General features: G+C 71.2%; 18 protein-coding genes. 15 read left to right on the top strand and 3 right to left on the bottom strand.

What is annotated here, in order from left to right; genetic code table 11:
* Positions 1–9 precede the first annotated feature (9 nt).
* Positions 10–1,275: a cytochrome P450 gene (locus tag BA062_RS33605; protein ID WP_110343173.1), complete on the bottom strand. Its 1,266-nt coding sequence runs from the start codon at positions 1,273–1,275 to the stop codon at positions 10–12.
* Positions 1,276–1,376: 101 nt separating this feature from the next.
* On the opposite strand from BA062_RS33605, the gene paaI reads away from it, so the two are divergent.
* The 13 genes from paaI (at position 1,377) to BA062_RS33540 (ending at position 15,719) form a co-directional block, all read left to right on the top strand.
* Positions 1,377–1,766: a hydroxyphenylacetyl-CoA thioesterase PaaI gene (paaI, locus tag BA062_RS33600; RefSeq protein WP_110343313.1), complete on the top strand. Its 390-nt coding sequence runs from the start codon at positions 1,377–1,379 to the stop codon at positions 1,764–1,766.
* The gene (gene paaK / locus BA062_RS33595) at positions 1,763–3,046 is read left to right on the top strand and encodes a phenylacetate--CoA ligase PaaK (protein WP_110343172.1); all 1,284 of its coding nucleotides are present in this window, start codon (positions 1,763–1,765) and stop codon (positions 3,044–3,046) included. The genes paaI and paaK overlap by 4 nt, the downstream gene beginning before the upstream one ends.
* Positions 3,047–3,353: 307 nt before the next feature.
* On the top strand, positions 3,354–3,788 hold the full coding sequence (locus tag BA062_RS33590; protein ID WP_110343171.1) for a hypothetical protein: 435 nt from the start codon (positions 3,354–3,356) through the stop codon (positions 3,786–3,788).
* A 160-nt stretch (positions 3,789–3,948) separates the two neighbouring features.
* Positions 3,949–4,938, top strand: coding sequence for a 2,3-diaminopropionate biosynthesis protein SbnA (gene sbnA / locus BA062_RS33585; RefSeq protein WP_110343170.1), 990 nt, complete (start codon positions 3,949–3,951; stop codon positions 4,936–4,938).
* A gap of 11 nt (positions 4,939–4,949) precedes the next feature.
* Positions 4,950–5,951, top strand: coding sequence for a 2,3-diaminopropionate biosynthesis protein SbnB (gene sbnB / locus BA062_RS33580; protein WP_110343169.1), 1,002 nt, complete (start codon positions 4,950–4,952; stop codon positions 5,949–5,951).
* Between the two features lie 80 nt (positions 5,952–6,031).
* On the top strand, positions 6,032–7,597 hold the full coding sequence (locus tag BA062_RS33575) for an IucA/IucC family protein (RefSeq protein WP_245960134.1): 1,566 nt from the start codon (positions 6,032–6,034) through the stop codon (positions 7,595–7,597).
* A complete protein-coding gene (locus BA062_RS33570; RefSeq protein WP_110343167.1) occupies positions 7,492–9,108 on the top strand; it encodes an IucA/IucC family protein in 1,617 nt (538 codons plus the stop codon). Before BA062_RS33575 ends, BA062_RS33570 begins: the two co-directional genes overlap by 106 nt.
* Entirely contained in the window at positions 9,105–10,790 is a 1,686-nt protein-coding gene (locus BA062_RS33565; RefSeq protein ID WP_110343166.1) for an IucA/IucC family protein, read from the top strand. The genes BA062_RS33570 and BA062_RS33565 overlap by 4 nt, the downstream gene beginning before the upstream one ends.
* Positions 10,787–11,935 carry a type III PLP-dependent enzyme gene (locus BA062_RS33560; protein WP_110343165.1) on the top strand — a complete coding sequence of 383 codons (1,149 nt, stop codon included), beginning with the start codon at positions 10,787–10,789 and terminating at the stop codon, positions 11,933–11,935. The genes BA062_RS33565 and BA062_RS33560 overlap by 4 nt, the downstream gene beginning before the upstream one ends.
* A gap of 61 nt (positions 11,936–11,996) precedes the next feature.
* Positions 11,997–12,917 (top strand): aminoglycoside phosphotransferase/kinase family protein, encoded by a 921-nt coding sequence (locus BA062_RS33555; RefSeq protein ID WP_110343164.1) that lies wholly within the window; start codon positions 11,997–11,999, stop codon positions 12,915–12,917.
* 101 nt (positions 12,918–13,018) lie between these two features.
* Entirely contained in the window at positions 13,019–13,990 is a 972-nt protein-coding gene (locus BA062_RS33550) for an IS481 family transposase (protein ID WP_110340084.1), read from the top strand.
* Between the two features lie 48 nt (positions 13,991–14,038).
* The gene (locus BA062_RS33545) at positions 14,039–14,569 is read left to right on the top strand and encodes a class I SAM-dependent DNA methyltransferase (protein ID WP_425452987.1); all 531 of its coding nucleotides are present in this window, start codon (positions 14,039–14,041) and stop codon (positions 14,567–14,569) included.
* 97 nt (positions 14,570–14,666) lie between these two features.
* A complete protein-coding gene (locus tag BA062_RS33540; protein ID WP_110343163.1) occupies positions 14,667–15,719 on the top strand; it encodes a DUF2332 domain-containing protein in 1,053 nt (350 codons plus the stop codon).
* Here the strand turns inward: BA062_RS33540 and BA062_RS33535 are convergent.
* The gene (locus BA062_RS33535) at positions 15,716–16,501 is read right to left on the bottom strand and encodes a metal-dependent hydrolase (RefSeq protein WP_110343162.1); all 786 of its coding nucleotides are present in this window, start codon (positions 16,499–16,501) and stop codon (positions 15,716–15,718) included. The genes BA062_RS33540 and BA062_RS33535 overlap by 4 nt on opposite strands.
* A gap of 247 nt (positions 16,502–16,748) precedes the next feature.
* On the opposite strand from BA062_RS33535, the gene BA062_RS33530 reads away from it, so the two are divergent.
* Together BA062_RS33530 and ligD are read left to right on the top strand one after the other, a co-directional pair.
* Positions 16,749–19,913, top strand: a complete 3,165-nt coding sequence (locus BA062_RS33530; RefSeq protein WP_425452993.1) for a S8 family serine peptidase — start codon at positions 16,749–16,751, stop codon at positions 19,911–19,913.
* 31 nt (positions 19,914–19,944) lie between these two features.
* Entirely contained in the window at positions 19,945–21,372 is a 1,428-nt protein-coding gene (gene ligD / locus BA062_RS33525; RefSeq protein ID WP_110343160.1) for a non-homologous end-joining DNA ligase, read from the top strand.
* 29 nt (positions 21,373–21,401) lie between these two features.
* Here the strand turns inward: ligD and BA062_RS33520 are convergent, their stop codons facing one another.
* Positions 21,402–22,640 (bottom strand): IS110 family RNA-guided transposase, encoded by a 1,239-nt coding sequence (locus BA062_RS33520; protein WP_110341530.1) that lies wholly within the window; start codon positions 22,638–22,640, stop codon positions 21,402–21,404.
* Positions 22,641–22,892: the final 252 nt, after the last annotated feature.

The raw sequence follows: 22,892 nt of genomic DNA, 5'->3' as shown, positions 1-22,892 counted from the left end.
CCTCCGACCCTAGGCGCCGTCGTGGCCAGGGACAACGGGACGCCAGCGCAACGGAAGGTGTGTGATGCCGTTGATGAAGTTCGACGTCAGCCTCCTCGGCTCGCCGTCGAGCTCCACCATCGGCAGCCGCGAGAGGAACTCCCGGAAGAAGATCCGCAGTTGCAACCGCCCGAAGTGGGCGCCGAGGCAGAGGTGCGGGCCGTCGCCGAACGCCAGGTGGTCGTTGGGCTCGCGGGTGATGTCGAACGTGTGCGGGTCGGCGAACACGCGCTCGTCGAAGTGGGCCGAGCAGTGGTACACCACCACCTTGTCGCCCGCCCGGATGTGCGCGCCGCCCAGTTCGACGTCGCGCGTGGCCGTGCGCCGGAAGCTCAGCACGGGCGGATGCCAGCGCAGGATCTCCTCGACCGCCGACGGCAGCAGCGCCGGGTCGGCCCGCAACCGCTCGTACTGCCCGGGGTGGTCCGTCAGTGCGAGCACCCCGCCGGGCAGCGCGCTGCGCACGGTGTCGTTGCCGGCGATCACCACGAGGAAGAAGAACATCTGCAGTTCGGCGTCGTCGAGTGCCCTGCCGTCGACCGAGGCCCGCACGAGCGCGCTCATCAGGTCGTCGCTCGGCCGCTCGCGCTTGGCCTCGGCCAGCCGCAGCGCATACCCGAACATGTCCCGCAGCTGAGCGGGCGAGCGCGGGTTCACCGGCTTGCCGTCGGGGCCCCGCACGATCTCGGCGTGCTCGGGGTCCTGGTAGCCGATCACGCGGTTGGTCCAGCGCAGCAGCAGTCCCCGGTCCCCGGCGGGCACGCCGAGGAGATCGGCGAGGTTGGCGAGCGGGAAGTCGTCGGTGACGTCGGCCGGCAGGTCGCAGCGGCCGTGCGGGGCGACGGCGTCGAGCAGGGCGCGGGCGCGTCCGGTGATGCGCTCGGCCGAGCGCTCCAGCCTGCGCCGCGTGAACACCCCGGAGACGAGGCGGCGCAGTCGCTGATGCTCAGGCGGGTCCATGTTGAGGATCATGCGGCGGATGAAGGCGAGATCGTCGCGCTCGGGGTCGCGGATCTGCGTGGCGCCGAGCCACGAGGAGAACACCTCGGGCGTGCGCAGGACGTGCCGGACGTCGGCGTGCCGCGTCACCGCCCAGTAGCCGGGTCCCTCGGGCCAGCCGAGCACCTCGGTTTCTTCCTGCCAGCTCACGGGCGCGGTGTCCCGCAGCACGCGAAACCGTTCGTGCGGCAGGCCGCGCGCGAAGACGGTGGGATCGAAGACGTCGGGCACACTCATCGGCTCTCCCTTGACACCGACTGCTCGGCAAACCCAGTATTAACCGTCCATTCGGTCAGTTGGCAAGGGTGTGGCTGGTGCAGGGCAACGCTGCTTTCGACATGTTCGCCGTCGACGAGGCGTCCAGGGCGCTCGGCATCGAGCTCAAGGAGGCGGGTGACGGGAACGCCGTCGCCACGATGCGGATCACGCCGACGATGGTCAACGGCCACGACATCGCCCACGGCGGCTACGTCTTCCTGCTCGCCGACACCGCGTTCGCGTGCGCGTGCAACAGCCACGGTCCCGTGACCGTCGCGGCGGGCGCGGAGATCTCGTTCGTCGCCTCGGCCCGGCTCGGCGACCACCTCGTCGCCACCGCGCAGGAGCGCACCCGGTTCGGGCGCAACGGCATCTACGACGTCACCGTGCACCGCGAGGGTCCCGAGGGCCGCACCGTCATCGCCGAGTTCCGCGGCCGCAGCAGAGTCATCGACAAGGAAGTCACATGACACAGGACCCCGCAGAGCGGCTCGGCGTCGACGAGCTCCGCGACCTCCAGCTGCAGCGTCTGCAGTGGACGCTGCGGCACGCCTACGACAACGTGCCGTTCTACCGCCGCAGGTTCGACGAGACCGGCGTCCATCCCGACGACTGCCGCGAGCTCGCCGACCTCGCGAAGTTCCCTTTCACCACCAAGGCCGACCTGCGCGACCACTATCCGTTCGGCCTGTTCGCCGTCCCGAAGTCGCAGGTGCGCCGCATCCACGCCTCCAGCGGCACCACGGGCCAGCCCACCGTGGTCGGCTACACCGAGACCGACCTCGACAACTGGGCGACACTCATGGCGCGCTCGATCCGCGCGGCGGGCGGGCGGCCCGGCGACACCGTGCACGTGGCCTACGGCTACGGCCTGTTCACCGGCGGCCTCGGTGCCCACTACGGCGCCGAGAAGCTGGGCTGCACGGTGGTTCCCGCGTCGGGCGGCATGACGGCACGGCAGGTGCGGATCATCGCCGACTTCGAGCCGCGCGTGATCATGGTGACGCCGTCGTACCTGCTCACACTGCTGGACGAGTTCGAGCGGCAGGGCATCGACCCGGCCTCGACGGCGCTGCGGGTGGGCATTCTCGGCGCCGAGCCGTGGACCGAGCGGATGCGGGCCGAGCTCGAGAGCCGCATGAACATCGACGCCGTGGACATCTACGGCCTCTCCGAGGTGATGGGCCCCGGTGTCGCGCAGGAGTGCGTGGAGACCAAGGACGGGCTGCACGTCTGGGAGGACCACTTCCTGCCGGAGGTCGTGGATCCGCTCGAGGACACCGTGCTGCCCGACGGCGAGCTCGGCGAGCTGACTTTCACGTCGCTCACCAAGGAGGCCCTGCCGATCATCCGGTACCGCACGCGGGACCTCACCCGGCTGCTGCCCGGTACCGCGCGGCCCGCGCACCGGCGGATGGAGAAGGTCACCGGTCGCTCCGACGACATGATCATCCTGCGCGGAGTGAACGTGTTCCCGACGCAGCTCGAGGAGGTCGTGCTGCGTGTCGAGGGTCTCTCCCCGCACTTCCAGCTCGTGCTGTCCAAACGCGACCGTCTCGACCACATGACCGTGCACGTCGAGGCCGAGCCCGAAGCGCCGGCCGAGCGCAGGAAGGCCGCCGCGGACGAGATCGTGGCGCTGGTCAAGGACAACGTCGGCGTGAGCGTCGACGTCGCCGTGGTGGATCCCGGCACACTGGAGCGCTCGGTTGGCAAGATGCGCCGGGTGATCGACCGCCGCGAGCCCTGAGGACCCGCTCTCCGGCCACGCGCCCGCTCACTGATCGGGTGGTATCGCCCGACACGCGTGAAAACGGGCCTCTCCGAGGCCGTGGCACCACTCGCCGCCGAGGGGTCCGCTCGCCTGCCTGCGTGGGGTCACCAACACAGTGGACACCGGCGGGAACTGGCGGTTAGCGAACGGAGACGCCGGGTAGCAAGAGATCCGAGGCTCCGGCGAGTCTCGCGGAAGGAAAACGGGACCTGGCCTTCGGTGCCAGGCAAAGCGATGAAGACCAGGTCCCATCCCTGTGCGAACACAGAGAAAGGATCATCTCATGCGCACGGTTCGACGGACCATGGTCGCCACTGCCCTGGCGTTCCCCCTCGCGTTCGGTGCAGCCGGCTTGGCCTCCGCCGACGAGTACGGCTCGGAGACGACCGTGGTCGGCCCCGACGGTGTCGCGACCGAGCAGGTGGCAGCCGGATCGGGCAGCGAGGAACAGGGCGTCTCGTACGTCACCCAGAGCCAGTACGCCGGCGCCGACGGCGCTGCCTCCGACCTGACCTACGCCGGTGCGGACGGCGACGACGCCGCGTACTACACCGAGAGCGCGGCGGCCGGCGCCGATGGCGCGTCGTCGAGCAGCACGTGGGCGAGCACGGACGACGCGGACGACGCGGAGGCCGAGCCCTCCGACGTGTACGACGACGACTGGCTCGCGGGCGATGACGACGAGGACGAGGACGTAGCGGCCTCGACCGGCGGCTGACCGCAGGTCCACGCCGATCTGGTGGTGCCCCGGGTAGCCCGCGCCCCGGGGCACCACCCTGTCCAGTGACGGCGGGTGTCGGTACCCTCATCGACAGTGACCGCGTCGGTAAGGTAAGACTTGCCTTACAGGCGTTCGACCTGCCGAGCCGAGGAGTTCAGTGACCGCCGCTTCGTCCGTGGCCGAGTCCGTCGGCGAATCCGTCTTCGACTGTGTCGGCAACACCCCCGTCGTCGCCCTGCGCCGCCTCTTCCCCGAGCCCGGCGCCGAGGTGGTCGCCAAGCTGGAGCTGCTGAACCCGAGCGGCAGCATGAAGGACCGCTCGGCGCGCTACATCGTGGAGAGCGGGCTGCGGGACGGCTCGATCCGGGCGGGCACCAGGCTCATCGAAAGCAGCTCCGGCAACTTCGGGATCGCCCTCGCCGTGGCAGCCAGGGTGCACGGCCTGCGGTTCACCTGCGTCGTGGACCCGAAGACCACCACGGCCAACCTCGCGCTGCTGCACCGGCTCGGCGCCGACGTCGAGCTGGTGTCCGAGGTGGACGACGCAGGTGGTTACCTGCAGAGCCGCCTCCGCCGGGTGCGGGAGCTCCTCGCGCGCGCCCCCGACGCCGTGTGGGTCAACCAGTACGCCAACGACCGCAACTGGCAGGCGTTCTACCACGGCACCGGCGCCGAACTGGCCGAGCAGCTGGTACGCCCTCCCGACTACCTCTTCGCCGCGGTGAGCACCACCGGCAGCATCCTCGGCTGCTCGCGCAGGCTCCGCGAGCGCTTCCCCGGTCTGCGGGTGGTGGCGGTCGACGCCGTCGGCTCGGTGATCTTCGGCGGCGCTCCCGGCCGCCGGGAGATCCCCGGCATCGGCTCCAGCCGCGTGCCCGAGCTGTGCAGCCCCGGGGAAATCGACCAGGTGGTGCACATCGACGACGTGGACGCCGCGCACGGCTGCCGGGAACTGCTCGCCACGGAGGGGATCTTCGCGGGCGGCTCCACGGGCTCCGTCGTCGCCGCGATCCGCCGCACGCTGCCGTCGCTGCCGAGGCCGTGCCGGGTGGTGGCGATCTTCCCCGACCGAGGGGACCGTTATCTCGACCTCGTCTACGACGACGAATGGCTGGCCGCAGCCGAATCCCGCCGCGACAACGACTGAGGAGCACCCACATGTCCGAACCCCGCATCCGCTACCTCACGCGCGGCGACGTCGCCGCCGTCGGTGGCGACCACTCCGACCTGTACGTCGACGCGCTGGGTTCGGCGCTCGTCGCGCACGCGCAGGGCCGGACGGTGCAGCCGCTCAAGCCGTACCTGCGCGTCGGCAAGGGCCACATCGCCGACCGGATCATCGCGATGCCCGCACACGTCGGCGCCTCGGGCGAGGCGGGCATGTCCGGTCTCAAGTGGATCGGCAGCAAGCACGACAACCCGGAGTCGGGGCTCGAGCGGGCGAGCGCGGTGATCGTGCTCAATGACCCGGCGACCAACTATCCGGTGGCGATTCTCGAGGGCGGGCTGATCAGCGCGTGGCGCACGGCGGCGGTGACGTGCCTGGCGGCGCGGCACCTGGCGCGGCCGGGCTTCACGGACGTGTCGCTGATCGGCTGCGGCGTCATCGGCACCACGCAGGTGACCGCGCTGCTGCAGCAGTTTCCCTCCCTCACCACGATTCACGCCTACGACGTGCGCGAGGACGCCGCCCGCGCGCTGGCCGAGTGCGTGGGCGAGCGCGCGTCGGTGCGGGTGGCGGCGAGCGCGGAGGACGCCGTGCGTGCGGGTGACGTCGTGGTGCCGTGCACCGTCACCGACCAGCCATACATCGCGTTCTCGTGGCTCAAGCCAGGCACGTTCCTCGCGAACGTGTCCATCATGGACGTGCACAAGGACGTCTTCCTCGGCGCCGACAAGGTGGTCGTGGACGACTGGGAGCAGAGCAACCGGGAGAAGAAGATCATCAACCAGCTGGTGCTGGAGGGCTCGTTCTCCCGGGAGCGGCTGCACGCGGAGCTGGGCGAGATCATCGGCGGCGCCCGGCCCGGCCGCGAGACGGACGACGAGATCATCCTGCTGAACCCGATGGGGATGGCGGTGGAGGACATCGCGTGCGCGGCCGAGGTCTACCGTCGCGCCGAATCCCAGGACATCGGCACATGCCTGCCCCTCTACTGAGCGACCCCGACAGCCCCCAAGGCCACCTTTGTTGCGTTGAACGCAACAAAGGTGGCCTTGGGGGACTACTCGAGCAGGTGATGGGGGACCTGGTCGACGCGCTCGTGCGCGAGGGGGTCGGCGGGTTCGGCGAGGGGGTGCTCGACGGTGAGTGGTACCGGGTCGGCGAGCTGCGCGTGCGGGTTCGGGACGGCGGCGCGCTGCAGCCCGTGCGTTACGCGGGCGGGCCGGTGCTGCACGGCTCCGCCGAGGTCACGCCCGGCGAGCTGATCAGCATCGTCGCCCACGGCGAGCCCTTCGCCGAGCAGGTCGCCCGCGACCTGCGCACGGCCGTCGAACACGGCGAGGTGACGGCGACGCCGCACCACGGCGTCATCGACGGCCCGCTCGGGATGCTCGCCGGGGAACGGTTCGCGGCGAGCCGCAACCGCCCGTTCCACCCCACCGCGCGCGCCGCCGCGGGCTGGTCGGCGAGCGACCTCGCCCGCTACGGCACCGCACGCAGCGAACCGCTCCCGCTCGACTGGGTCGCCGTGCGCGCCGACCGCCTCCGGTTCGGCTCCGGCGACAGGGACCTCGCCGACCTGCTCCTTGGCGAGGCCGCGCCGGAACCGCCCGAGGGGTTCCACCTGCTGCCGGTGCACCCCTGGCAGTTCGAGCACGTGCTGCCGAGGGAGTTCGCCGCCGAGCTGGCCCGCGGCGACATCCGTCCGGTCGCACGCGGGCTCGGCGGGTTCCGGCCGACGTCGTCGCTGCGCACCCTCGTTACCGCAGAGCGAGCCAGGCACGTGAAGCTGCCGCTGGGCATCGCCACGCTCGGCGCGGCCCGGCTGCTGCCGCCGCGCTACCTCGACAACGGCGAGCGCGCGGAACGCACCCTGCGCACGATCCTCGCGTGCGACCCGGACCTCGCGGCGCTGGTGACCGTGTGTGACGAGCGCACCTGGTGCGGCTGGGCCGGTGACGACGAGTTCGCCGACCGGCCCGGCCACCTCGCCGCGCAGGTGCGCACCTACCCGGCCGACGTCACCGACGCCGTGCCTATGGGCGCGTTCGCCGCCCCGGCTCTCTACGCGAGCGGCTGGGAGTGCGATCCGGTGCCGTTCTTCACGGCCATCGCGGAGGCGTTCTGCGCCGTGGCGCTGGGCTTTCTCCGCTACGGCGTGCTGCCCGAGCTGCACGGCCAGAACGTCGCCGTGACACTGGAAGACGGGTGGCCCGCCCGGTTCGTGCTCCGCGACCACGACACGCTGCGCGTCCATCCACAGTGGATGCGCGCGGCCGGGGTGGAGGAGCCGGGCTACCGCGTCAAGCCGGGCGCGCGGCAGTCGCTCGTGCTCGACGAACCGGAGGCGCTCGTCGGCTACTTGCAGACGCTGGGCCTGCAGGTCAACCTCTACGGCATCGCCGACGCACTGTCCCGGCACTACGGCATCACGGAGAAGCTCCTGTGGAAACGGCTCCGCGCGGCACTGGCCACCAGCCTCGACCGGACGAACCCACCCCCGGAGGTGGAGCGGCTGCTCCTGCACTCGCCGACGTGGCCGCACCGGCAGGTGCTGCGGCCGCTGCTCCGCCAGGGCCCGTCGGCGGGGGTGAGCATGCCGGCGAACACGGGAAGGGTGCCGAACCCGCTGCTGTCGTAGCCGCCGAGCACGCCGCGCGGACCCGGCTGCTCAACGCCTACCTGCGGGAAACCGGCGTCCACGACGTCGCACCCGGCGAGCTGTCGGTGCGGCTGCCCGCGACGGGCCGGACGCTGCGCACCGAGGTGCTGCACCGCTCGCCGTGCGGACACCACCGCTACGCCGAGCACACCACGCCGGGACATGCCGGGTTCGTCGCGGCTCTGCTGGCCGAGCTGGAGGCCACCACGGGGCACGCGGGTGCGGCCGAGCTGGCCGCGCAGATCGGCAACAGCGTCGGCCGCACGGCCCGCTACCTCGACCGCGGCAGACGCGAGCCGGGCGGCGGCGCGCATGCGCTGACCCGCCACGCCGAACAGAACGTCCTGCTCGGTCACCCGTTCCATCCGACGCCGAAGAGCGCCGAGGGCTTCACCGACGCCGACCTCGGCCGGTACGCGCCGGAGCTGGGTGCGGAGTTCGTGCCGCACTACCTCGCCGTGGCGAGGGAGCTGGTGGTGGACGTGCGCGTGGCGCCAGGCGACTGGGTGCCCGCCCAGGTCGCCGCCCACGTCCCGCCGGGGTACGAGGCGCTGCCGGTGCATCCGTGGCAGTCCGGGCACCTGCGTGGGCTGCCGGAGTTCGCAGCGCTGGTCGACCAGGGCGGGCTCGTGCCGCTGGGCCCCCTCGGCAGGCCGGTCTACCCGACCTCGTCGGTGCGCACCGTGTGCGACCCGGAGTTCCCGGTGTCGTGGAAGCTGCCCTTGCACGTCCGCATCACCAACTTCGTCCGCAACAACCCGCTCGAGCACCTGCGCAGGGCGGCCGACGCGAGCCTGCTCGCCGCACGCCTGCCCGCACGGGCCGGGTTCGGCGTGGTGCTGGAGAGCGGCTACCGCACGCTCGACCCGCGCGTGGTGAGCGACGAGCTGGCCGCGGACCTCGCCGTGCTGTTCCGGCAGAACCCGTTCGCCCGCAACGGGCAGGCGCCCCAGGTGCTCGCCGGACTGCTGGAGGATCCGCCGCGACTCGGGGGCCCCGCCGAGGAGTGGTTGCGCCGCTACCTCGACGTGTCGCTGCTGCCGCTGCTGTCGGTGTTCGCCTCCGACGGCGTGAGCTTCGAGGCCCACGTGCAGAACTCCCTGCTGTGTCTTGAGGACGGTTGGCCGGCGGGCTTCTGGGTGCGCGATCTGGAGGGCGTGTCGGCGAGCCGCACGAGGGCCCGGCTCGAGCTCGTCACGCCCGGCAGCCCGGTGCTCTACGACGAGGCCGAGGCGTGGCTGCGGCTGCGCTACCACGCCGTGACCAACCAGCTCGGCCACGTGGTGCACGTGCTCGGCCTGCACACCGGCGCCGGGGAGGAGCGCCTGTGGCAGGTCGCGCGCGAGCACCTCGCGGGCAGGCCGGAGGCCGGGGAACTGCTCGCCTGCCGCACACTGCCCGCCAAGGCCAACCTGCTCAGCCGCTTCACCGGCCGCGGTGAACGGCCGTACTACGTCGACGTCCCCAACCCGCTGCGGGAGCTGCCATGACCCACGACCTCGTCCAGCGCGCGCTCACGGCTCCGACGATGCGGCCGGTGCTGCGCAGGCTGCTGCGGCAGCTGCTGGAGTCCCTGCTCTACGAGGGGGCCGTGCGTACCAAGGACGACAGCACGATCGCCGGCGCCGCCGGGGTCGCCTACACGTTCACGGCGCGGCGGCGGTTCACCTTCGACCGCGTGACGGTGGACGAGGTCCTGCGCGACGCCGAGGAGCCGGAGTCGGTGACCCGGTTCCTCGGCGAGATCGCCGACCGCCTCGACGCCGATCCCGCGTGCCTGGCCCGGTTCGCCCGCGAGCTGGAACACACGCTGCTCAACGACGCACTGGCCCAGTACTGCCGCGAGGGCTCGCTCTCCGGGTCCGGTTTCGACACGCTGGAGGCCGGCGTCACCGACGGGCACCGCTACCATCCGGCGTACAAGTCCCGTATCGGTTTCGGTGTCGCCGACAACCTCGCCTACGGCCCCGAGTTCGCCCGCCCGTTCCGTCCACTGTGGCTCGCGGCGCGGCGCGAGATCACCGAGGTGACCACGTCGGCGACGATCGAGGAACACGCCTTCCTGCGCGGCCAGCTCGGCAAGGCCGTCACGGCACCGGCGCCGGAATACACGCTTGTGCCCGTGCACCCGTGGCAATGGCGCGAGCAGGTCGCGAGGGCGTTCTCCGGACAGCTGCGCTCGGGCGAGCTGGTGGTACTCGGCGGCGACCCGCATGAGTTCCTTCCCCAGCAGTCGATCCGCACACTGTCCTGTGTGAATGATCCGAGAAGGCCGTACCTCAAGCTCGCGATGTCGCTGGTGAACACCTCCACCAGCCGGGTGCTCGCCCCGCACACCGTGCACAACGCGCCGCTGGTTTCCGACTGGCTGCGGGGCATCGCCGAATCGGATCCCTTCCTGAGCGGGGAACTGCGCACCGTGCTGCTCGGCGAGGTGATGGGCACGGCCGTGACCCCGGAGCCCGCCGCGGAGTTCCTGCGCGAGGACGGCTACGGCACACTCGCGTGCATCTGGCGGGAGAGCCTGCACCCATTCCTCGATCCCGGCGAGCAGGCGGCACCCTTCACCGCGCTCACGGCCCGCGAACGCGACGGGACACCCTTTCTCGACCCCTGGGTGCGCGAGCACGGCCTGCGGTGCTGGGTGCGCAGGCTCGCGGAGGCGGCCGTGGTGCCGCTCGTGCATCTGCTGTGCCGCCACGGGATCGCGCTGGAATCGCACGCGCAGAACATGGTGCTGCTGCATCGCGACGGCCTGCCGACGCGCGTCGCGCTGCGCGACTTCCACGACGGCATCCGGTTCTCCCGCGAGCACCTGGCCGACCCTCCGCTGTGCCCGCCGCTGCGCGGAACGCCGCCGTACCACCGGAACCGCAACTCCTTCGTCGAGACCGGCGACCCCGAGCTCGTCGCCGACTTCCTGCTCGACGCGTTCTTCTTCGTCAACATCGGCGAGCTGGCGATCTTCCTCGCCGACGCCTACGGACTGTCCGAACGCGACTTCTGGGCGACGATCGGCGAGGTGGTGCGCGAGCACCACGAGCGTTTCGGCGACCCGCTGTTCGACGTGTTCAAGCCCGAGGTCACCGTCGAGAAGCTCACGACACGCCGCCTGCTGCCGGACACGGAGCTGCGGCTGCACCGCGTGCCCAACCCGCTGGCGCGCGCATGACCGCGCCGGAGCCGGTGTGCCGGTACGTCTACGACCTCGGCGCGCTCGCCGAGCACGTCGGCAAGGTCGTCGCCGCACTGCCGGAGCGCTGCCGCATGTTCTACGCGATGAAGGCCAACAGCGCGGAGCCGGTCCTTGCCACGCTCGCTCCGCTCGCCGCCGGATTCGAGGTCGCCTCGGGCGGCGAGCTCGCCAAGGCGAGGGCCGTGGCGCCGGACGGTGAGGTGCTCTTCGGCGGTCCCGCCAAGACGCCGGGCGAGATCGAGCAGGCGCTCACGGCCGGGGTCACGCGGCTGCACGTGGAGAGCGTGCTGGAACTGCACCGGATCTCCGAGGCCGCGACGCGGCTCGGGCGCACGGCCGCGGTACTGCTGCGGGTGAACCTCGCGGGCCCGTTCCCGAAGGCCACGCTCGCGATGGCGGGCCGCCCCACACAGTTCGGCATCGACGAGGCACGGCTACCCGAAGCGGTACGGGCCGCCGTCGAGCTGCCCGGCGTCGCGTTCGCGGGGTTCCACCTGCACTCGCTGTCCAACAACCTCTCCCCCGAGGCGCATCTGGCGATGCTCGACCTCTACCGGCGAAAGATCACGAGCTGGGAGGAGGCGTTCGGGGTGCGCTGCGAGGTCGTCAACGTCGGCGGCGGGATCGGCGTGAACTACGCGGACCTGACGGCGCAGTTCGACTGGACCCGGTTCACCGACGGCCTGGCCAGGCTGGTGGGCACCTTCCCCGCGCACTGGCGGGAGATCGACTTCGAGTGCGGGCGGTTCCTCGTCGCCGCGTGCGGCAGCTACCTGACCGAGGTGCTGGACGTCAAACGCAACCACGGTGTCCACTATGTACTGGTGCGCGGCGGGACCCATCACTTCCGGCTACCGGTGTCGTGGCAGCACAGCCACCCGTTCGGCGTCCGTCACGTCGAGGCGTGGCCCGCGACGCTGCCGAGGCCCGGCGTGCGCGGCGAACCGGTGACGGTGGTCGGCGAGCTGTGCACGCCGAAGGACGTGCTCGCCCGCGACGTGGTGGTGGACGAGGTGCGCGCGGGCGACGTGCTGGAGTTCCGCCACGCGGGCGCCTACGGCTGGGAGATCTCGCATCACGACTTCCTCAGCCACCCACATCCCGAGCACGTGTACCGGTGAGCCGGCGGCCGCGACCCGGCGTGCTGAGCACCGGAACGCCCGGCGTGGCACAGTCGGCACCGTGACACTGGAGGAGCTCCCCGAGTGGCTGCCGGGCTGGTGCGCCTGCAAGCTCGGCCACGAGCCGGTCGGCGTGCTGTTCGCGGTGCGGAGCAGCTCCGCCGTGTTCGGGCTGCGATTGGCCTGCGGACGCGCTGTCGTGGTGAAGGCCAGGGAGAACGACGGCAGGGCCTCGTCGTGTGTCGCCGCGCAGGCCGCGCTGGCCGAGCGCGGGTTTCCGTGCGCGCGGCCGCTCACGCCCGTGACCGGGGTCGAGGGGCTCGCCGTGCACGCCGAGGAGTTCCGGCAGGGTGGCGAGCTGCTGCGCGGCGACTCGCCGGACGTCGCCGCGCGGTACGCGGCGGTGTTCGCGTCGCTGATGGCCGAGCTGGCCGACGTCACCGTCGCGCCGCCGTTGCCGAATCCGCGGTGGGCTCGGTGGGACCACACCGGCCCCGGCCTGTGGCCTGCGATCGGGTTCCTCGACGAACGGGACCAGAACGCGGTGCCCGGGTTCGTCGTCGGCACGGCCGGACGGGCGCGCAGGCGGTTGCTGGCGGCCGGCCTGCCGCGCGTGCTCGGGCACGCCGACCTCGAGGCGCAGAACCTCCGCTGGCGCGACGGCGAGGTGTGGGCGGTGCACGATTGGGACAGCCTGGCGTGGCAACCGGAAGCGGCACTCGCGGGTGCGGCGAGCGGAGCGTTCGCGAGCGCCTCGCCGCCGACGCTGGCGCCGGTCGAGAGCTCCGCCGCGTTCCTCGCGGCGTACCAGGATCTCCGGGGCCGCCGGTTCACCTTGGAGGAACGGGAGATCGCGTGGGCGGCGAGCCTGTGGCCCGCCGTGCACAACGCCCGCTGGGAGGCCCTGCACGGCGACCCGCCGGTGTGCGGTGACGCCGTTCGCGCACAGGCCGCCGAACGCCTGCGCCGGGCGAACGCCTAGGTGTCGTGACCCGGGAGGTTGTTGACGGCGCGCCTGCTTGAACGTGGGAGGACCTCCTGGCGGAGTGGATGTGTCTGGCATTCACCCGCAGGAGGTCCTCGATGGCTCACGCTAATGCCCGTACCAATGTGTTCGCTCGTCGCCTGATCGTTGAGCGTGTCGCTGCCGGGTGGCCGGCCGCGCACGTGGCCGAGCAGCTGGGGGTGTCGCGCGCGACGGTGTACAAGTGGGTGCGCCGTTACGCCGAGGGTGGCGACGCCGCGTTGGGTGATCGTTCGTCGCGGCCGCGGCGGATGCCCACTCGCACCCCGAAATGGGTCGAGCAGCGGGTGTTGGCCGCGCGGCGACGCCGCCGTCGCGGCGCGGTCGCGCTCGCCTCCGAGCTCGGTCTCAACCCGTCGACGGTCGGACGGATCCTGGCCCGCCACGCCGTGCCGCACCTGGCCGCGATCGACCCGATTACCGGCGAGCCGGTACGCGGTTCGCGGTGCAGCCCCCACCGCTATGAACACCGCACACCCGGGTCAATGATCCACGTGGACGTGAAGAAACTGGGCCGGATCCCGGCCGGTGGCGGGTGGCGACTGCACGGGCGCGAGGCGAAGGTATCGGTCGCGAACCGCCACAAGAAGACCAAGATCGGCTACGACTACGTCCACACCGCGATCGATGACCACACCCGCCTGGCCTACAGCGAGGTCCTCGCCGACGAGAAAGACCACACCTGTGCGGCCTTCCTGCACCGCGCGCTGGCCTGGTTCGCCGCCCACAACATCCGCGTGCGCCGCGTCCTGACCGACAACGCCCTGGTCTACCGGCGCGGCACCGACTGGGGCTGGGTCTGCACGGCCTGGAGCATCAAACGCCGCTTCACCAAACCCGGCTGCCCCTGGACCAACGGCAAAGCCGAACGCTTCAACCGCACCCTGCTCAACGAATGGGCCTACGCCCGACCCTGGACCAGCAACACGTCCCGCCGTCGCGGCCTTGACCGATTCCTCCACCACTACAACACTCAACGCGGCCACTCCGCCCTCGGCGGCCGACCACCCATCAGCAGGCTCGCCGCCTGACAACAACGTGTCAGGTCACGACACCTAGGTGACCACTAGATTGCGAGGATGACACGCGAAGCCCGGGTCAACGACTACGACACTTTCGCCGAGGCGTACTCGGCCGAGACCGGCGACAGCCTGGTGAACGCGTACTACGAGCGGCCCGCGATCCTGGCCCTCGCCGGAGACGTGGCGGGCCGCCGGATCCTGGACGCCGGCTGTGGCGCAGGTCCCCTGTCCGCGGCGCTGCGCGACCGCGGCGCGGTCGTCACCGGCATCGACGCGAGCGCCGGGATGCTGGAGCTGGCCAGGCGAACGCTGGGTGACGAGGTGGCCCTGCAAGTGGCCGACCTGAACGACCGCCTGCCCTTCGACGACGGTGCGTTCGATCCGGGAGCCCCGGCCCGACTACTTCGCGACCAGCAGCTATGCCTTCGACTGGGCGTTCGGCGGGCAGACCGTCCCGATGAGGTTCTGGCGCAGGCCGTTGCACGCGATGACCGATGCCTTCGCCACGGCCGGCTTCCGCCTTTCCGTCATCAGCGAGCCGTTGCCCGACCCGGACGCCCGGGAACTGTTCCCCGACGCGTTCCGTGACCTTGCGACCAAGCCGTGCTTCCTGTTCTTCGTCCTCGAGGTACCGCGGTAGGCCGATCCGCGAACGCGTACGGCGATCCCGAATAGGATCACCGGAATGGCAGGCGGACTCGCTCAGACGTACCGGCGCTTCGGCGAGGTGGACGCACGCAGGATCTCGCCGCTGTACGAGCGTGTCGCCGTCGCGCTGAGCGAGTCGCCCGAGGCACTGCGCGCCATCGAGACGGTGCCCGCGCGCAGACGGCACCCCACGCTGATCCTCGCCGCGTTGCACCACCTCGTCCTCTCGGGCCAGGCGCCGGAGCTCGCCGCGGCCTACGCCGCCGGGGACGGTGACGCCGCCGCCGGTGCGGCGATCGGCGCGCTGCTGCACGGGATCGGCTCGGTGGTGGACATCGCCACGCGACGGCGGGCGCGGGCCGACGAGACCGGACACCACGCCGTGCTGTATCCGGCCATCGCCGAGGCGGCGCGCAGGGCGGGTGCGAACGCGGTCGGGCTGATCGACGTGGGCTGTTCGGCCGGGTTCAACCTCGACGTCGATCGCGTCGACATCAGCTATGGCAACGGACAGTCGCTCGGCGACCCGTCGTCGGCCGTGCGGGTGCCGTGCTCGATCGTCGGTGGCCGGCGCGTTCCGGCGCTGCCGCTGCCCGAGGTCGTCGCCCGCGTCGGCGTGGACGTCGATCCGCTCGACGTGACCGACGCCGACGACGCCCGGTGGCTGCGTGCCTGTCTGGCACCGGATCAGCGGGAGCGGGCGGCGCGGCTCGAAGCGGAGCTGGAGCTGGCGGCGTCGGCGCCTCCGCTGCTGCTGCGCGGTGACGCCGTGGAGGTGCTGCCAGAGGCGTTCGCCAAGGTCCCCTCGGACGCACTGCCGGTCGTCACCACAACGTGGGCGCTGTCGAGCTTGTCGCTCCAGAGCCGCCTGCGGTTCCTGCACCGACTCGACGAAGCGGCGACCGGCCGCGCGGTGGCGTGGGTGTCGGCGGAGGGCGTCGGTGTCGCACCGTCGATACCGACGTTCGGCGATCGCCACGCGTCGGGCCACAGCATCATCGGTCTCGCCCTGTTCGACCAGTCGGCCCTGCGCGCCGAGGCCGTGGGCCGCTGCTGGTCGCGGGGCAGCATGCTGGCGTGGCTGGCCTAGCTGTCGGCCTCCACGGTGGTGCCACCGAGGACGTCCTGTACGAAGCCCACCACGGCCGTCCACACGCCGGGGATCAGCAGCACCGCCAGCACCGCGAACGCGGGGAACACGAAGCCGTTCTCGAAGCCCTTGCCGGTGCGGAAGCGCAGCCAGCTCGGCGGGCGCAGTTCGTACCATGTCTCGCCCGCGATCGGGAGCGGGAAGAGGAACGGGCAGCCCGACTCGGTCACCGCGTCGCCGAGACAGTGCGTGAAACAGCCCAGCGCCACCGCGATACCGAGCAGCCCGGTGACGGCGTCGAGTTCGGCGAGGGCGTTGGAGCTGTTCTCGTAGACCCACCACACCACCGCGCCGCCCGACACGGGCAGCAGCCAGTCGCCCAGCGCGTCCTCCGCGAGCAGCAGTCCGAACACGACCACGCCCGCGACCGCCCAAGGCCCACCCGCCTCGGTGCCCGCCGATGTGGCGAAGCCGAGCGCCACGGCGAACAGCACCGTGTGCGACAGATGGCGGTGGGTGCCCTTGCCTCGCTCGTCGCGCGGCCCCTTGGTGACCGCGTACAGCCCGGCCGATGCCTTGCGCAGCAACCACGACAGCCCTCCGGTGAGCGGGCCGAGCAGCTTCGACGCCCGCGCGCCGGGGTGGTCGAGATCGGGCAGCAGCGCGAAACCGGCCGTCGTCGCGGCGAACACCAGCGCCTGCGCGAGCGTGGTGACCCCGGCGAAGGGGGCGACGGCGAGTCCGGCGCACCAGCCGGTGAGCGCGTGGGTACGACCCATCATGGGCGGGCGATCCTCCAGTGGGGCGGGGACGGTTGGACCGTCGAACATCCTTTCGAACGCACCCGTCCCGTGTCCCGAGGACACGCCCTTGTCGCCCAACCCTACGAAAGTTGGGATTTTCGGCCCGATTCACCCGGATGTGAAACGTTTGTGAGCCTCACGCAGATGCTCGGAGCATCGCGCTGGCGGGAGGTCGAGGCAGTTGAGCGGAAGACGTTCGTTGAAGCGGGCCGGCATCACGGGACTGATCGTGGCCGTGAGCACGTTGGGATTCAGCGTCCCGCAGGCGCTGGCACAACCACCGGCACCGCCGCCACCCGGCGACGAGGAGGTCCTCGACCAGGAGGACCTGACCCTCCTCGAACAGGCCGAGGACGCCGGGCGCTCCCAGGTCACCCTGCTGGTCGCGGCGCAGCGAGGGCGCGCCGACGCCGCGGCGGGCGAGCTGGAGTCGATCGGCGGTGTGGTCGGCTCGGCGAACGAGGAACTCGACTACCTCAAGGTCACCGTGCCCATCGGACAGGCGGAGGTCGCACCGAAGCTCAAGTCGGTGGACGCGGTGGACGTCGACGGGCTCATCGCGCGTGACGAGCCCGCTCCCGTCGGCGCGACCGAGCCGACGCCGCAGCCTGCACCGGACGAGAACACGCCGAGGGTGAACCCCTACCTGCCCACCGGCGACACCAAGGCCGCGCAGTTCGGCAGGACGTTCCCGTTCTGGGACGGCCGGGGCACCACGGTCGCCGTGCTCGACTCCGGGGTGGACCTCGACCACCCGGCGCTCGCGCGGACGAGCACGGGCCAGCGCAAGATCGTCGACTGGTACACGGCCAACTCGCCGACGTCGGGCGACGGCACGTGGGTGCCGATGTCGAGCCAGACCTACTCGGGCACGTTCACCGCGAACGGCAGGCAGTGGACCGCGCCCGTGGGCACCTTCAGCTTCGGGGTGTTCTCCGAGATCGCGGGCGACCTGGGTACCGCCGCGAGCGAGACCGGCGGGGACATCAACCGCGACGGCGACCGCTCCGACAGCTACGGCGTGCTGCAGGACACCACGTCCAAGCAGGTGCGGGTCGACCTCGACGGCGACGGTGACTTCACCGACGAGAAGTCGATGATCGACTACAAGGTGCGGCAGGACGTCGGCTACTTCGGCGCCGACGACCCGGCAACGGGCGTCGTCGAGCGCGTCGCGTTCGTGGTGCAGACCGACAAGGCCGGCTACGTCAACATCGGTGTCGCCGGTGCGGCGCACGGCTCCCACGTCGCGGGCATCGCCGCGGGCAACGATCTCTTCGGCGGCCGCATGGACGGCGCCGCGCCGGGCGCGAAGCTGATGTCGGTGAAGGTGTGCCTCTCCACGCCGTCGTGCACGTCCAGCGGGCTCATCGACGGCGTGGTCTACGCCGCCGAGAACGGCGCCGATGTCGTGAACATCTCGATCGGCGGCCTGCCCGCGCTCAACGACGGCAACAACGCGCGGGCCGAGCTGTACAACCGCGTGATCGAGACCTACAACGTGCAGCTGTTCATCTCGGCGGGCAACAGCGGTGCGGGCGCGAACTCCGTCGGCGACCCCTCCGTGGCGACCGACACGGTGAGCGTCGGCTCCTACATCACCGACGACACGTGGCTGTCGAACTACGGCTCCGAATCGCCAGTCGCCGAGTCGCTGCACCCGTTCTCCTCGCGCGGTCCCCGCGAGGACGGCGGGTTCAAGCCCGACCTCATCGCACCCGGCGCGGCGATCTCCTCGATCCCGCGCTGGCAGGCGCCGGAGCCGGTGCCCGGCACGTACGAGCTGCCCGCCGGGTACGGCATGTTCAACGGAACGTCGATGGCGGCGCCCCAGGCGACCGGCGCGGCCGCGCTGCTGGTGAGCGCCTACAAGGCGCTGCACGGCGGCAAGCGGCCACCGGTGACCGCGCTTCGCTCCGCGCTGACATCCACCTCGCGGTTCGTGGACGGCGTCGACGCCAACGCGCAGGGTGCCGGGTTGATCGACACCCTGTGGGCGCTCACGGCGCTTCGCGGCCCCGGCGTGCACGACGTCACCACGTCGGTGCCGGTTTCGACCGTCCTCTCCGGACAGTTGCAGACCCCGAACACCGGTGTGGGCATCCACGACCGGGAGGGCGTGACCATCGGCAAGGCGTACACGCGGACGTACACGTTCACGCGTACGACCGGTCCCGCGAGCCCGGTGAGCTACCGCGTGAGCTGGGTCGGAAACGACGGCACGTTCTCCTCCGCCCGCTCGGTGCGGCTGCCGCTCGACCGGCCCGTGACGTTCGACGTCCGGGTGAACCCCCGCACCGCGGGCACGCACTCGGCGCTGCTGCGGCTGGACGACCTGCGCACCACGGGCATCGACGTGCAGACCATGAACACCGTGTTCGCGCCGCAGGACTTCACCGAGGCCGGCGGCTACGTGGTGGAGGCGTCCGGCACGATCCAGCGCAACCAGGCGAAGAGCGTGTTCGTCCGGGTACCGGAGGGCACGAGCAACCTGCAGGTCGGCATGACGGCGGGCGGCCCCGAGCCGGGAACCGGACAGGTGCGGTTCCTGCGCTACGACCCGACCGGCGTCCCCGTCGACCCGACGTCGTCGACGAACTGTTACAACCCCGACGCCGGTGCGGGCTGCCCGACGGGCTCGCCGACGAGCCGCGCCGTGACCGACCCGATGCCGGGCGTGTGGGAGATCGTGGTCGAGGCCAGGCGCACCTCCGATTCGGCCGAGGTGCCCTGGTCGCTGACGATCGCCGCGCAGGGCACGACGATCAGCCCGAACCCCGACGTCATCGCACAGGCACAGCTCGGCACGCCGATCGAGCGGGAGTACACCGTGACGAGCACGCTCGGCGAGTTCACCGGGCGGCTCACCGGCGGCCCGCTCGACAGCGCACGGGTGGCCAGGCCGTCCGTCGCCGAGGGTGAGCTGCAGAGCTACGACATCGAGGTGACCCCGGGTTCGACGGCACTGACCGCGACGATCGGCAACACCGCCGACGGCGGCGCCGACCTCGACCTGTACGTCTACAACTGCACGAGCGGGACGTGCTCGCTGGCGAACTACAGCGCCGACGGCGACTCCGAGGAGTCGGTGACCATCCGCAACCCCGCCGCGGGGACGTGGCGCGTCGAGGTCGACGGCTACGCGGTGCCCTCGGGCTCCACGGAGTACGACTACCTCGACCTGTTCGCGAACCCGGCGTTCGGCACGATCGCTGTGACCGACGCCGACGCGCCGAGGCCGACCGGAACCACGTGGACGGTTCCCGGCACGGTCACGGCAACCGGGCAGCCCGCCGACGGCCGGGTCCTGCGCGGTCTCGTCACCGTCCGCACCCCGGACGACCTGCGGATCGGCAGCGGCATCGTGCTCGTCGAGTCCGTCACCGGGTGACCTGAGCGTTCGGATCGGGTAGACCCTTGTCATGGGGTCGAAGCTCGACGAGTACCGGCGGAAACGGCGTGCGGGGCGCACGCCGGAACCGCTGCCGGACGGCGACGTGGTGCCTCGTGGTGACGACGACACGTTCGTCATCCACGAGCACCACGCCAGCCGCCTGCACTGGGACGTCCGGCTCGAACGCGACGGTGTGCTGGTCTCGTGGGCGGTCCCGAAGGGGCTGCCCACGGAGCCGGGCACACTGCGGCTGGCCGTGCACACCGAGGACCATCCTCTCGAATACGCCACGTTCTCCGGGGAGATCCCGAAGGGCGAGTACGGCGGCGGGCAGATGTTCATCTGGGACAGCGGCCACTACGAGACGCTGAAGTGGTCCGACCGCGAGGTGTCGATCGTCCTGCACGGCAGCCGCGTCGAGGGCAAGTACGTGTTCTTCGCGAGCGGCGAGGACTGGCAGGTGATCCGCAAGGACCCGCCGCGGGACCCGGACTGGGAGCCGCTGCCGGAACTGGTCGCGCCCATGCTCGCGACCACCGGCACGCTGCCGCCCGCCGAGGAGGACGACGACTGGGCGTACGAGTTCAAGTGGGACGGCGTGCGCGCGCTCGCGCGCGTGGAGGGCGGCAGGGCGACGCTGTTCTCCCGGCGCGGCGGCGACATCACCGCGACCTACCCCGAGCTGCGCGGGCTCGGCGAACAGCTCGGCAGCACGCAGGTGTGGCTCGACGGCGAGATCGTGGCGCTGCGCGACGGGCGGCCGAGCTTCAAGGCGCTACAGGCACGCATGCACGCCAACGAGCAGCGGGCGCGGCATCTTGCGAAACAGCAACCCGTGACCTACCTCGTGTTCGACCTGCTGCACTTGGAGGGCCGCTCGTGCGTACGCCTGCCGTACGCACAACGCAGGCAGCTGCTGGAGGAGCTGGAGCTCGGCGGACCGCACTGGCAGCTGTCGCCGAGCTTCTCCGGTGAGGGCGCCGCCGTGGTGGAGGCCGCCGACGAGCAACGGCTCGAGGGCGTGATCGCCAAGCGCGCCGCCTCGCCGTACACGCCGGGCCAGCGCAGCACCGACTGGCTCAAGATCACCGACCTGCGTGCGCTCGACGCGGTGATCGGCGGCTGGCGCCCGGGCGAGGGAAAGCGCTCGGACACGTTCGGCTCGCTCATGCTCGGGCTGCCGGAGGACGGCGGGCTGCGCTACATCGGACAGGTCGGCACCGGCTTCACCGAGGACATGCTGCGCGACCTGCTGAAGCGGCTGCGCAAGCTCGAACGCAAGTCGTCGCCGTTCGCGGACGAGGTCCCGAGGGAACGCGCGAAGGGCGCCCGCTGGGTGCGGCCCGCTCTGGTCGGCGAAGTCGTGTTCAAGGACTGGACCGAGGACGGCAGGCTGCGCGCGCCCGCCTGGCGCGGGTTGCGGCCGGACCTCGACCCGAAGGAGCTCGGCTCATGACACCCCTTGTGTCAACCTCAAGATCAAAGTCAGGCTGCGGTCGGCTGTTTCATCCGGTGTTGGGCGCCGCCGTGCAGGGCCGGGTCGTAGGGCGTGTGGTTTTGCCAGCAGCGCCAGAGGACACGGATCCAGGCTCGGGCCAGGATGCGGGTGGCGTGGGGGTGGTCCTTGCCGGAGGCGCGTGCTCGGTTGTAGATGTCGGCGGCCCAGGGGCTGGAGTGGCGGCTGTTGTCGGCGAAGGTGGTGATGGCCAGGCGCAGGCGTTTGTTGCAGGCCCAGCGGAAGGACACGCCGCGTTGTTTGCCGGAGACTTTGGTGACGGGCGTGATCCCGGCCAGTGCGGCGATGGCGTCGGGGTGGTCGAACGCGGCGCGGGAATCGCCCCATTCGGCCAGGATCTGGGCGGCGTTGATGGTGCCCGCACGGGGAAAGGATCGGAAGACCTTGCCGTCGGGGTGGGTGTCCATCTTCTCGGCAATGGAGCGGTCCAGGGCCTTGATCGCGGTATTGAGCGCGGTAAGCATGCCGACCTGGGCGAGCACGGCGTCCTGGACTCCTGTGGACACCACGGGATCGAGCGTGCCGGCCGGGGCAGAGCGCAGCCGGGCCAGCAGGACGGCGGCGGGTTTCCTGCCCGAATAGCCTTGTTTGGCGCAGAACGCGGCCAGCTGCTTCTCGGTCAACGAGGCCGCCGAGACGGCGGTGGGATAGCGGGTCAGGAACGCCAGGGCGATCGCGGACTCGATGTTGGCGAAGATGGCCTTGGCGCCTGGCCAGTGCGCGTCCAGCAATGCGGCGAGCTGGTTGGTCGCCGCTATACGGGCCTCGACAAGATCACTACGGGTACGCACAACGGTGCGCAGTGCCTTGGTGTGACTGGACAACGGTGCGGCGGGGCGCAGCCGGTGGATCCGCACTCGCAGGTAGTCGGCGATCACGTGTGCGTCGCCGGGGTCGGATTTGGCGCCGGAGAGGACTTCGGCCTCGCGCCAGGTCTTGATCGCGTTCGGTTTGACCGGCAGCACCGGGTGACCGGCCTCCAGCAGCGCGTCCACCAGGCGCCCGTCCGGGCGCTCGATCGCCACCGGGATCTGCTCGGCCGGGCCGAGGCTGCCCAGCCTGGCGGCCAGCCGGCCGAAACCGGCGGCGGTGTGATCGATGGTGAACGCGGCGATCTTCTTGCCGGTGTGGTCGAGCACGCACACGGCATGCTCAGCCCCCGCCCAGTCGATCCCCACGAAGAACAGTGGCCCATCCTGCTGCGACAACCGGGTCGCCTTCCTGCGTGTAGTCCAGGGCAGGAGCCAGACGGAGGCAAGGGAACCGACAGCAGAGTGGTCACTAACCGGCGCTCGATCGCGCGTCCCTTTGTCATCGCTTCACGGTTCCGGGGAAGCCGGGGGCGGCAGTGTCATGAAGGCCCACAAAGGGCGACCAGCCCAAGCCGTCACCCCGACTTCCGCCTAGTTCCTACCACAAGCCCCATCCAGGGGCCCGCACGGAAGAGGGTGCACTAGTGA

It is taken from the genome of Prauserella flavalba, assembly GCF_003202235.1.
Lineage (GTDB): Bacteria > Actinomycetota > Actinomycetes > Mycobacteriales > Pseudonocardiaceae > Prauserella_A > Prauserella_A flavalba.
The sequence above is the reverse complement of the archived record's forward strand: the minus strand, read 5'-3'. Positions and strand labels throughout refer to the sequence as shown.

Excerpts from the sequence above, each read along its gene's own strand:
- BA062_RS33605 (WP_110343173.1), bottom strand. The coding sequence starts at position 1,275 with ATGAGTGTGCCCGACGTCTTCGATCCCACCGTCTTCGCGCGCGGCCTG.
- paaI (WP_110343313.1), top strand. The coding sequence starts at position 1,377 with ATGTTCGCCGTCGACGAGGCGTCCAGGGCGCTCGGCATCGAGCTCAAG.
- paaK (WP_110343172.1), top strand. The coding sequence starts at position 1,763 with ATGACACAGGACCCCGCAGAGCGGCTCGGCGTCGACGAGCTCCGCGAC.
- BA062_RS33590 (WP_110343171.1), top strand. The coding sequence starts at position 3,354 with ATGCGCACGGTTCGACGGACCATGGTCGCCACTGCCCTGGCGTTCCCC.
- sbnB (WP_110343169.1), top strand. The coding sequence starts at position 4,950 with ATGTCCGAACCCCGCATCCGCTACCTCACGCGCGGCGACGTCGCCGCC.
- BA062_RS33575 (WP_245960134.1), top strand. The coding sequence starts at position 6,032 with ATGGGGGACCTGGTCGACGCGCTCGTGCGCGAGGGGGTCGGCGGGTTC.
- BA062_RS33565 (WP_110343166.1), top strand. The coding sequence starts at position 9,105 with ATGACCCACGACCTCGTCCAGCGCGCGCTCACGGCTCCGACGATGCGG.
- BA062_RS33560 (WP_110343165.1), top strand. The coding sequence starts at position 10,787 with ATGACCGCGCCGGAGCCGGTGTGCCGGTACGTCTACGACCTCGGCGCG.
- BA062_RS33550 (WP_110340084.1), top strand. The coding sequence starts at position 13,019 with ATGGCTCACGCTAATGCCCGTACCAATGTGTTCGCTCGTCGCCTGATC.
- BA062_RS33545 (WP_425452987.1), top strand. The coding sequence starts at position 14,039 with ATGACACGCGAAGCCCGGGTCAACGACTACGACACTTTCGCCGAGGCG.
- BA062_RS33540 (WP_110343163.1), top strand. The coding sequence starts at position 14,667 with ATGGCAGGCGGACTCGCTCAGACGTACCGGCGCTTCGGCGAGGTGGAC.
- BA062_RS33535 (WP_110343162.1), bottom strand. The coding sequence starts at position 16,501 with ATGATGGGTCGTACCCACGCGCTCACCGGCTGGTGCGCCGGACTCGCC.
- ligD (WP_110343160.1), top strand. The coding sequence starts at position 19,945 with ATGGGGTCGAAGCTCGACGAGTACCGGCGGAAACGGCGTGCGGGGCGC.